Origin of the sequence: Sphingobium sp. MK2, assembly GCF_040170545.1 — a bacterium.
In the GTDB taxonomy this organism is placed as follows: domain Bacteria; phylum Pseudomonadota; class Alphaproteobacteria; order Sphingomonadales; family Sphingomonadaceae; genus Sphingobium.
On sequence record NZ_JAZDXA010000007.1, the window covers coordinates 175,603 to 184,574 of the forward strand.

10 protein-coding genes are annotated in these 8,972 nt (G+C 61.6%); 6 read left to right on the plus strand and 4 right to left on the minus strand.

The genetic code is table 11. The annotated features are described in order from the left end of the window. Positions 1–33 precede the first annotated feature (33 nt). Positions 34–909, minus strand: coding sequence for a TIGR00730 family Rossman fold protein (locus tag V2I08_RS05115; protein WP_349634113.1), 876 nt, complete (start codon positions 907–909; stop codon positions 34–36). Positions 910–985: 76 nt separating this feature from the next. Beyond that, complete coding sequence (locus V2I08_RS05120) at positions 986–1,666, minus strand: extensin family protein (RefSeq protein ID WP_405053622.1); 681 nt, start codon at positions 1,664–1,666, stop codon at positions 986–988. A 158-nt stretch (positions 1,667–1,824) separates the two neighbouring features. Here V2I08_RS05120 and V2I08_RS05125 point away from each other — a divergent pair, with 158 nt between their 5' ends. From V2I08_RS05125 to V2I08_RS05140, 4 genes are all read left to right on the plus strand, one after another. Beyond that, positions 1,825–2,985 (plus strand): phosphoserine transaminase, encoded by a 1,161-nt coding sequence (locus V2I08_RS05125; RefSeq protein WP_349634115.1) that lies wholly within the window; start codon positions 1,825–1,827, stop codon positions 2,983–2,985. Positions 2,986–3,103: 118 nt separating this feature from the next. Then, a complete protein-coding gene (gene serA / locus V2I08_RS05130; protein ID WP_349634116.1) occupies positions 3,104–4,684 on the plus strand; it encodes a phosphoglycerate dehydrogenase in 1,581 nt (526 codons plus the stop codon). Between the two features lie 53 nt (positions 4,685–4,737). Next, the gene (locus V2I08_RS05135; RefSeq protein WP_349634117.1) at positions 4,738–5,130 is read left to right on the plus strand and encodes an endonuclease domain-containing protein; all 393 of its coding nucleotides are present in this window, start codon (positions 4,738–4,740) and stop codon (positions 5,128–5,130) included. A gap of 2 nt (positions 5,131–5,132) precedes the next feature. Then, positions 5,133–6,269 (plus strand): ATP phosphoribosyltransferase regulatory subunit, encoded by a 1,137-nt coding sequence (locus V2I08_RS05140; RefSeq protein WP_349634131.1) that lies wholly within the window; start codon positions 5,133–5,135, stop codon positions 6,267–6,269. 15 nt (positions 6,270–6,284) lie between these two features. On the opposite strand, the gene V2I08_RS05145 is transcribed toward V2I08_RS05140, so the two are convergent. Continuing rightward, positions 6,285–6,734 (minus strand): hypothetical protein, encoded by a 450-nt coding sequence (locus tag V2I08_RS05145; protein WP_349634118.1) that lies wholly within the window; start codon positions 6,732–6,734, stop codon positions 6,285–6,287. A gap of 3 nt (positions 6,735–6,737) precedes the next feature. Continuing rightward, entirely contained in the window at positions 6,738–7,199 is a 462-nt protein-coding gene (locus V2I08_RS05150) for a type II toxin-antitoxin system antitoxin SocA domain-containing protein (protein ID WP_349634119.1), read from the minus strand. Positions 7,200–7,441: 242 nt separating this feature from the next. On the opposite strand from V2I08_RS05150, the gene V2I08_RS05155 reads away from it, so the two are divergent. Together V2I08_RS05155 and V2I08_RS05160 are read left to right on the plus strand one after the other, a co-directional pair. Next, positions 7,442–8,731 carry an adenylosuccinate synthase gene (locus V2I08_RS05155; RefSeq protein WP_349634120.1) on the plus strand — a complete coding sequence of 430 codons (1,290 nt, stop codon included), beginning with the start codon at positions 7,442–7,444 and terminating at the stop codon, positions 8,729–8,731. A 5-nt stretch (positions 8,732–8,736) separates the two neighbouring features. Further along, complete coding sequence (locus V2I08_RS05160) at positions 8,737–8,919, plus strand: hypothetical protein (protein ID WP_310226926.1); 183 nt, start codon at positions 8,737–8,739, stop codon at positions 8,917–8,919. Positions 8,920–8,972: the final 53 nt, after the last annotated feature.

Below are 8,972 nucleotides of genomic sequence, written 5' to 3' on the forward strand. Positions count from 1 at the left end.
CCGGTGCGGGAAAGAGGGCAAGGGGCTGGACGATCAACAAGCCGGCGGTTCGCTATCCTCGTAAAAGGCCTGCACGGCCTGCCACGCATCCTCCGCCGTCTCGACCCAGGTCAGCAGGTCGAGGTCGGCATGGGAGATCACGCCTTCATCGGCCAGCGCCTCGAAATCCACGACCCGGTTCCAGAAATCCTTCCCGAACAGCAGGATGGGAATGGGCTTCATCTTGCCGGTCTGGATCAGCGTGAGCAGCTCGAACATCTCGTCGAACGTGCCAAACCCGCCGGGGAAGACGGCAAGCGCGCGCGCCCGCAGCAGGAAATGCATCTTGCGCAGGGCGAAATAATGGAACTGGAAGCTGAGTTCCGGGGTGACGAACCGATTGGGTGCCTGTTCATGTGGCAGGACGATATTCATGCCGATCGTCGTCTGGCCAACATCGGTCGCACCGCGATTGGCGGCCTCCATGATCGAGGGGCCACCACCCGAACAGACCACGAAATGGCGACAGCCCGCTTCATTCACCGGATATTGCGCCGCGATTCGCGCCAAAGCGCGGGCTTCTTCATAATAGCGCGCCTTGGCTGCCAGATTTTCCGCGATCTTCCTCTGCTGCGGCGTGGTCGCCGCGCCGATCCGCGCCTGCGCCTGTTCGGGTTCGGGAATCCGCGCCGAACCGTAGAAGACGAAGGTCGATTCGATCCGCGCTTCGTCCATCAGCAGTTGGGGCTTCAACAATTCCAACTGGAACCGCACCGGGCGCAAATCTTCGCGCAACAGGAATTCGGTATCCTGAAAGGCGAGGCGATAGGCGGCGCTTTGGGTTTGCGGGGTGCCGGCCTGCTTGGCGGCATCGTCGGCCTCTTCACGGGCCGGACGAAATTTACGTTCTTCAATCTCTTTCTTAGTCATCCCCACGACTTAAGGAGTGGAGATGACATTGCCAAGACGGATTACCGGCAAAAGCCGCCGCATGTCCTTTTTACGCTCAGCGGCAAAAGCCGCCGCGTCCACCCATGTCGAAATGAAAATGGTCGTGATGCGCCGCATTATAATCGGGGCTGAGCACCGTATTGAACCGCTTGCACGCGCTGGCATGCACGGTTTTGAGGAATTGCCGCGTATCCCGGTCGCCCTGCCAGCCCTGCTGCACCGAAATCTTGCGGCCATCGGCCAGCACGAAGGCGGCGATGTCGATCGCATTGCTATGCGCATGTTCGGACAATTTGCCGCTGCCCGCAATGGGGCGGCAATTATAGGTGCCAAAGGTTTCGATCCGCACGATTTCCGCCCCCAATATGCTGCGCGCGGCCGGTTGCACGCCATAGCGCGCCCAGGCGGCGAAATTGGCCGCCAAGGGGCAGGTCATCGCCCCCAAATTGGTGGCAGGCACACCGATGTCGAGCAGCTTGACGCTGTTCAGCGCGCTGCATCCGCCGCCAAAGGTGCGGTCGGGCAGGGGCGTGAAAGCCACATCCTGCGATTGGAGTTTTGCAAAACATTGGCGCGTTTCCATCGTTGGCACGGGGGCCGGGCGCACGGGTTTGGACACGCTGGCTACCCGGCCGCGTGGGACCAGATTGCCACCGCACGCGCTCAGCATCGTTGCCATGAACATGGCCAGGACCATGTTGCGCAATAGGGTCATATATGTCGCCCGCTCTGTCATGAGTCGCCACTGTAGCAGCCCGAATCTTTACGATAGTTAACGCCGCGATCAGCTCGTCCCGTTTTCGCAACATCCTTGACAGGCCTGCCGAAATCTCTAGGGCGATCGACGGGCCACGCGGTCCCAACGCCGCGCTGCTCTCTGTAAGGAGACGCTACATGACTGATTTGACTGCCGTTGACGCCACCATTGCGCGTGCGCAAAAGCCCGCCACCCGTCCGGCCCGCCCCTTCTTCTCTTCCGGTCCCTGCGCCAAGCCACCCGGCTGGAGCGCGGACAAACTGGCAACCGAGTCGCTCGGTCGCTCGCACCGCGCCAAGATCGGCAAGACCCGCCTTGCTTATTGCATCGACCTGATGCGCGAATTGCTCGGCCTGCCCGACACCTACCGCATCGGCATCGTGCCCGGTTCCGACACGGGCGCTTTTGAAATGGCCATGTGGACGATGCTGGGCGCGCGCCCCGTCACCACGCTTGCCTGGGAAAGCTTCGGCGAAGGCTGGGTGACCGATGCCGCCAAGCAGTTGAAGCTCGACCCCACCATCATCCGCGCCGACTATGGCCAGTTGCCCGATCTGAACGGTGTGAACTTCGCCCATGACGTGCTGTTCACCTGGAACGGCACCACATCTGGCGTGCGCGTGCCCAATGCCGACTGGATTCCCGCTGACCGCGAAGGGCTGACCTTCGCCGACGCGACCAGCGCCGTGTTCGCCTATGACATCGACTGGGCCAAGATCGACGTCGCCACCTTCTCCTGGCAGAAGGTGCTGGGCGGCGAGGGCGGCCATGGCGTGCTGATCCTCGGCCCTCGCGCGGTCGAACGGCTCGAAACCCACACGCCTGCCTGGCCCCTGCCCAAAGTCTTCCGCCTGATGGCCAAGGGCAAGCTGGCTGAGGGCATTTTCAAGGGCGAGACGATCAACACCCCCTCCATGCTGGCGGTCGAAGACGCGATCTTCGCGCTGGAATGGGGCAAGTCGTTGGGCGGCCTGGAAGGTCTGCTTGCACGGTCCGACGCCAATGCCGCGGCGCTGGGCAAGATCGTCGCCGAACGCGACTGGCTCGGCCATCTCGCGCTTGATGAAGCGACGCGCTCGAAGACCAGCGTCTGCCTGACCGTCGCAGGTGCCGACGAGGCCTTCATCAAGGCCTTCGCCGCCCTCCTCGAAAAGGAAGGCGCAGCCTATGACATTGCAGGCTATCGCGATGCCCCGGCAGGCCTGCGCATCTGGTGTGGTGCGACCGTGGAAACGGCGGATATCGAAGCGCTGGGTCCGTGGCTCGACTGGGCCTACGCGACCGTGAAGGCTGCCTGAACTCCCAACATCCGTTCGCCCTGAGCTTGTCGAAGGGCCGCACTTCTTTCGACCGTTTCAAGAAGGGCAGGGCTTCGACAGGCTCAGCCCGAACGGTGTAATATTAAGGATCATATCCATGCCCAAAGTCCTAATCTCCGACAAGATGGACCCCCGCGCCGCCGCGATTTTCCGCGAACGTGGCGTGGAAGTCGATGAAATCACCGGCAAGACGCCCGAAGAACTGATCGCGATCATCGGCGACTATGACGGCCTCGCCATCCGCAGCTCGACCAAGGTGACCAAGGCGATCCTCGACGCCGCCACCAACCTCAAGGTCATCGGCCGCGCCGGCATCGGCGTCGATAATGTCGACATCCCCTATGCCAGCGCCAAGGGCGTGATCGTCATGAACACGCCGTTCGGCAATTCGATCACCACCGCCGAACATGCCATTGCGCTGATGTTCGCACTCGCCCGCCAATTGCCCGAAGCCAATGCCCAGACCCAGCAAGGCCTGTGGCCCAAAAACGGCTTCATGGGCGTGGAAGTCACCGGCAAGACGCTGGGCCTGATCGGCGCGGGCAATATCGGCTCGATCGTCGCCAGCCGCGCGCTCGGCCTCAAGATGAAGGTCGTCGCCTTCGATCCCTTCCTGACGCCCGAACGCGCCATCGAAATGGGCGTGGAAAAGGCCGATCTCGACACGCTGCTCGCCAAGGCGGACTTCATCACGCTGCACACGCCGCTGACCGACCAGACCCGCAATATCCTGAGCCGCGAAAATCTCGCCAAGACCAAGAAGGGCGTGCGCATCATCAACTGCGCGCGCGGCGGCCTGATCGACGAAGCCGCGCTCAAGGATGCGCTTGATTCGGGCCAGGTCGCAGGCGCCGCGCTCGACGTGTTCCAAACCGAACCGGCCAAGGATTCGCCTTTGTTCGGCACGCCGAACTTCATCTGCACCCCGCATCTGGGCGCATCGACCGACGAAGCGCAGGTCAATGTCGCGCTGCAAGTCGCCGACCAGTTGAGCGACTATCTGCTCGACGGCGGCATCACCAATGCGCTGAACGTGCCGTCGCTGTCGGCCGAAGAAGCCCCCAAGCTCAAACCCTATATGGCGATCGCGGAAAAGCTGGGCAGCCTGGTCGGCCAGCTTGAAGGCGACCAGATCACCGGCGTTGCCGTAGAGGTCGAAGGCCATGCCGCCGAACTCAACCAAAAGCCGATCACCGCGGCGGTTCTAGCGGGCCTGATGCGCGTCTATTCGGACACGGTGAACATGGTCAACGCGCCCTTCCTCGCCAAGGAACGCGGCCTCGACGTGCGCGAAGTGCGCCATGACCGCGAAGGCGATTATCAAACGCTGGTGCGCGTCACCGTTACCACCGAAAATGGCGAGCGCTCGGTTGCAGGCACGCTGTTCGGCCACGCCTCGCCCCGGCTTGTCGAACTGTTCGGCATCAAGGTGGAAGCCGATCTCGACGGCACCATGCTCTACATCGTCAACCAGGACGCGCCCGGCTTCATCGGCCGTCTGGGTTCGACGCTGGGCGAGGCCAACGTCAATGTCGGCACCTTCCACCTTGGCCGTCGCAACCAGGGTGGTGAAGCTGTGCTGTTGCTCTCGGTCGACGGCACCGTCACTGAACCGCTGCGCTGGGAAATCTGCAACCTGACCGGCGTGAAGCAGGTCAAGCTGCTGCGCTTTGCGTGAAGCCTTAAAGCCCTCTCCCCTCCGGGGAGAGGGTTGGGAGAGGGGGAGCAACGGTGCGGCTAGATCCCACACTAAAGCAGCGCGCCAAACATATGCGCGCCAACCCCACCCCCGCCGAACAAAAGCTATGGCTCGCCCTGCGTGCCAACCGCTTCGAAAATCAGCAATTCACGCGCCAGACGATTATCGCCCCCTATATCGTCGATTTCGCCTCAAAGGCCGCGCGCCTCATCATCGAAGTGGATGGGGATACACATTCCGCCAAAGATCGCTATGACGCCCGACGAACCGAGTTTCTGGAATCGCTGGGCTATACTGTGATCCGTTTTGCCAATCCCGATGTCATGCACAATATCGAGGGTGTTCTAAGCGTGATTGCGCAGGCGTTGCGCGTGTCCCCCTCTCCCCAACCCTCTCCCCCAGGGGAGAGGGAGCAAAGGCCATGACCATGACGTCCCCCATGATCCCGCCCGGCCTTCTTCCCGAAGGATTATCCGACCGCCTGCCGCCCCAGGCCGAAGCTTCCGCCCGCCTCGCGCGGCGCGTGCTCGATACGGTGGCGACCCATGGCTATGAGCGGGTCATGCCTCCGCTGGCAGAGTTTGAAGATACGCTCACCCAGCGTCTAAAATCCATGCGCGCGCAGGATCTGGTCCGCGCCGTCGATCCCGTGTCGCAGCGCAGTCTGGCGCTCCGCCCGGACATGACAGCACAGGTCGGCCGCATCGCCGCCACGCGCCTTGCCGCCGCGCCGCGTCCCTTGCGCCTCTCCTATGCCGGGCCGGTCATCCGCCTCAAGGCCAACCAGTTGCGTCCGGAGCGCGAGAAATTGCAGGTCGGCGCTGAACTGATCGGCACGGACAGCGTCGCCGCCGCGGTCGAAATCGTCAATGTCGCGATCGAAGCCTTGCAGGCGGCGGGCGTCACCGGCCTCACCATCGACTTCACCCTGCCGGACCTCATCGACATGCTGGCCGCCGGGCCGCTGCCGCTGGCGGCGGGCGAGCTGGAGGCGGTGCGTACCGAACTCGACGCCAAGGATGCGGGCGCGCTGGTCGCGCTCGGCCCACAAGCCGCCGCCTATCTTCCCCTCATAGAAGCGACCGGCCCCTTCCACGCCGCGATGGAGCGCCTGGAAGCCTTCAACGCCAGCCTGGGCGGCGCGATCGACAGCCGCATCGCGGGCCTTCGCGCCATCGCGAAACCGATCGGCTGGGACATCACGCTGACGCTCGACCCGACCGAACGCCACGGCTTTGAATATCAGAACTGGTTCGGCTTTTCTATCTTCGCCGAAGGTTTCATCGGCGAAATCGGCCGGGGTGGCAGCTATGCGATCTGCCACGCCAACGGGCAGGACGAACCGGCCATGGGCTTCTCGCTCTATCCCGATCCGCTGATCGACGCGGGCTTTGGCGGCGAAACGCCCAAGCGCCTGTTCCTGCCGCTGGGTGCCGACGTGACCCGCGCCGCCGAACTGCGCGGCGAAGGCTGGCACACCGTCGCGGCGCTGGTCGGGGATGAGGATGGTGCGAAGCTGCGCTGTTCGCACTGGCTCGACGGCGCGGAGCTTCGCGCCTTCTAAGCGCTATCGATCGAGTTAAGTATGTTTTTTGGTCGAAGGACATATTTCGTGCTCTGGATCCCACCAAAGTACCCGCAAAACAGCTATTTCTCTTATGCCCCAGATTCTTGGTTTACCGCCGCAGCGTAGAGAAAAGAGCTGGTCAGTGTCCTCCATGCCAATTTCGACTAATCGTTTGCGGGCTGGTTTTATCAAATCCGATACCGAAACAAAATGACTGCCTGTAGGGCCATCTATCTCGTTCCAAGTCATTGCGTCGAAGGCTTGTAGATGACTAATAATAGTTGACGAAAATACTTGTGGAGTCATTTCTTTGCACGAAAATGGCCCTAGCCAATCAAAGCGATCAAGTGACCAACGAAAGGACATTGCCGGAACAAGGTCCGCGCCCGATCCTGCTCTCGCTTGCTTGCCAGTAATAGGAAGATAGGCAGATTTGGGGGTTTTATTACCCTTCTTGGCCACTGATCAGAGGCTTTCGTAATATGCTGCCATTGCCTCGTGTGTAATTATATTTTGTGATCGTGCGCCTTCAGGAACACCACTCCTGGCTTCCTTCCATGGCGCTTCAGTGTGAGTCAGGTCGCTAAGCCATTGTGAAGTCTTGCTTCCGTAAAAACTCAGGACACTGTCAATCGTATCGCACTGCTCTTGCGATAGATTTTGTGGGTTGCCGGCAATATCCTTAGCACAAAGTCTAAATCGACCCTTATGCTGCTGGTACAATGCTGGCGTAACTGGCCCGTTTGCCCAAGCTTGAATTTCGTCATTGAACAGGGGCGCTTCATCCCAAACAAGGGACCAAGCTTGTGAGTAGTATACGAGCTTTTGAAGCTTCCACGCAGTCACATGATCGCCAGAAAGATCGGGTGCCAGCCTATCTAAGATATAGCGCGCAACGTCGCTAGCTGTAGCCATCGTATCCTCCATATTCGAATCGCACGGCTGCAATTATATCGTCGTGATGTCAATAAAGAACATTAAATGAACATAAATTGAACATGCGAACTTTGAGCTTTTTTATGTTGCCTTGACGCGCCCGCCCCGCGCCGCTAACCCGCGACCGCATAGGGTGGCCCATAATTCTGTCGGGCGCCCAATCGATCCCACCGGCATGCCGAGTCCCGTCGAAGGGCATGGCCGGTCCGCGCGGCGGGCGGAGATCTGTATCCATGGCAAATGTAACCGTGATCGGCGCCCAATGGGGTGACGAGGGCAAGGGCAAGATCGTCGACTGGCTGTCGGAGCGCGCCGATGTTGTCGCCCGCTTCCAGGGCGGTCATAATGCGGGCCACACGCTCGTCGTCGGCGAAAAGGTCTATAAACTCTCGCTGCTGCCGTCGGGTATCGTGCGCGGCACGCTCAGCGTCATCGGTAACGGCGTGGTACTCGACCCCTGGCATTTCCGCGATGAAGTCGCGAAATTGTCGGCGCAGGGCGTGGCCATCATGCCCGACAATCTTCAGATCGCCGAAACCTGCCCGCTGATCCTGCCCTTCCACCGCGACCTCGACGGTCTGCGCGAAGATGCCAGCGGTGCAGGCAAGATCGGCACCACCCGGCGCGGCATTGGTCCTGCCTATGAAGACAAGGTCGGCCGCCGCGCCATCCGTGTATGCGACCTCGCGCATCTCGACGATCTTGGCCCGCAGCTTGATCGCCTGACCGCCCATCATGACGCGCTGCGCGCCGGTTTTGGCGAACCGCCGATCGACCGCGCCGCACTGATGGCGGAACTGACCGAAATTGCCGGCTTCATCCTGCCCTTCGTCAAGCCCGTCTGGCTGACGCTCAACCGCGCCAAGGCGGCGGGCAAGCGCATCCTGTTCGAAGGGGCGCAGGGCACGTTGCTCGACATCGACCATGGCACCTATCCCTTCGTCACCTCGTCCAACACGGTGGCGGGCACGGCGGCGAGCGGTACGGGCCTTGGTCCCAATGCGGCGGGCTTCGTGCTGGGCATCGTCAAGGCCTATACCACGCGCGTCGGTTCCGGCCCGTTCCCGACCGAACTGGACGATGCCACCGGCCAGCGGCTGGGTGAGCGCGGCCATGAATTTGGCACCGTCACCGGACGCAAGCGCCGCTGCGGCTGGTTCGACGCCGTGCTGGTGCGCCAGTCGGTCGCAGTTTCGGGTGTCACCGGCATCGCACTGACCAAGCTCGATGTGCTGGACGGGTTCGACACGCTGCAAATCTGCGTCGGCTACAAGATTGGCGAGCAGACGTTCGACTATCTGCCCGCCCATGCGCAGGACCAGGCCAAGGCGGAGCCGATCTACGAAAGCATCGAAGGCTGGCACGACACCACGGCGGGCGCGCGCAGTTGGGCCGAATTGCCCGCGCAGGCGATCAAATATATCCGCCGCATCGAAGAGCTGATCGGTTGCCCGGTTACGCTCGTCTCCACCAGTCCTGAGCGCGAGGATACCATCCTCGTGCGCGATCCTTTCGCGGATTAAGGGCGATGGCGGGCGAGAAATTCGAACGGCACCGGCAGCCCTGGACGCAGGACGAAATTCAGAAGCTGCACACGCTGGCCAAGAAGGGGATGGGCCTCAAAGCCATCGCCAAGGCGCTGACGCGCACCGAGGAATCGACCAAGGCCCGTGCCAAGGAAGACGGACTGAACATCGCTAAGCTCAGATAGGGGCGGGGACTCCTTCGTAAATCGTCATTGCGAGCGCAGCGAAGCAATCCATC

Coding starts and splice junctions, on each gene's coding strand:
- V2I08_RS05115 (WP_349634113.1), bottom strand. CDS start 909: ATGACTAAGAAAGAGATTGAAGAACGTAAATTTCGTCCGGCCCGTGAA.
- V2I08_RS05120 (WP_405053622.1), bottom strand. CDS start 1,666: ATGACAGAGCGGGCGACATATATGACCCTATTGCGCAACATGGTCCTG.
- V2I08_RS05125 (WP_349634115.1), top strand. CDS start 1,825: ATGACTGATTTGACTGCCGTTGACGCCACCATTGCGCGTGCGCAAAAG.
- serA (WP_349634116.1), top strand. CDS start 3,104: ATGCCCAAAGTCCTAATCTCCGACAAGATGGACCCCCGCGCCGCCGCG.
- V2I08_RS05140 (WP_349634131.1), top strand. CDS start 5,133: ATGACGTCCCCCATGATCCCGCCCGGCCTTCTTCCCGAAGGATTATCC.
- V2I08_RS05150 (WP_349634119.1), bottom strand. CDS start 7,199: ATGGAGGATACGATGGCTACAGCTAGCGACGTTGCGCGCTATATCTTA.
- V2I08_RS05155 (WP_349634120.1), top strand. CDS start 7,442: ATGGCAAATGTAACCGTGATCGGCGCCCAATGGGGTGACGAGGGCAAG.
- V2I08_RS05160 (WP_310226926.1), top strand. CDS start 8,737: ATGGCGGGCGAGAAATTCGAACGGCACCGGCAGCCCTGGACGCAGGAC.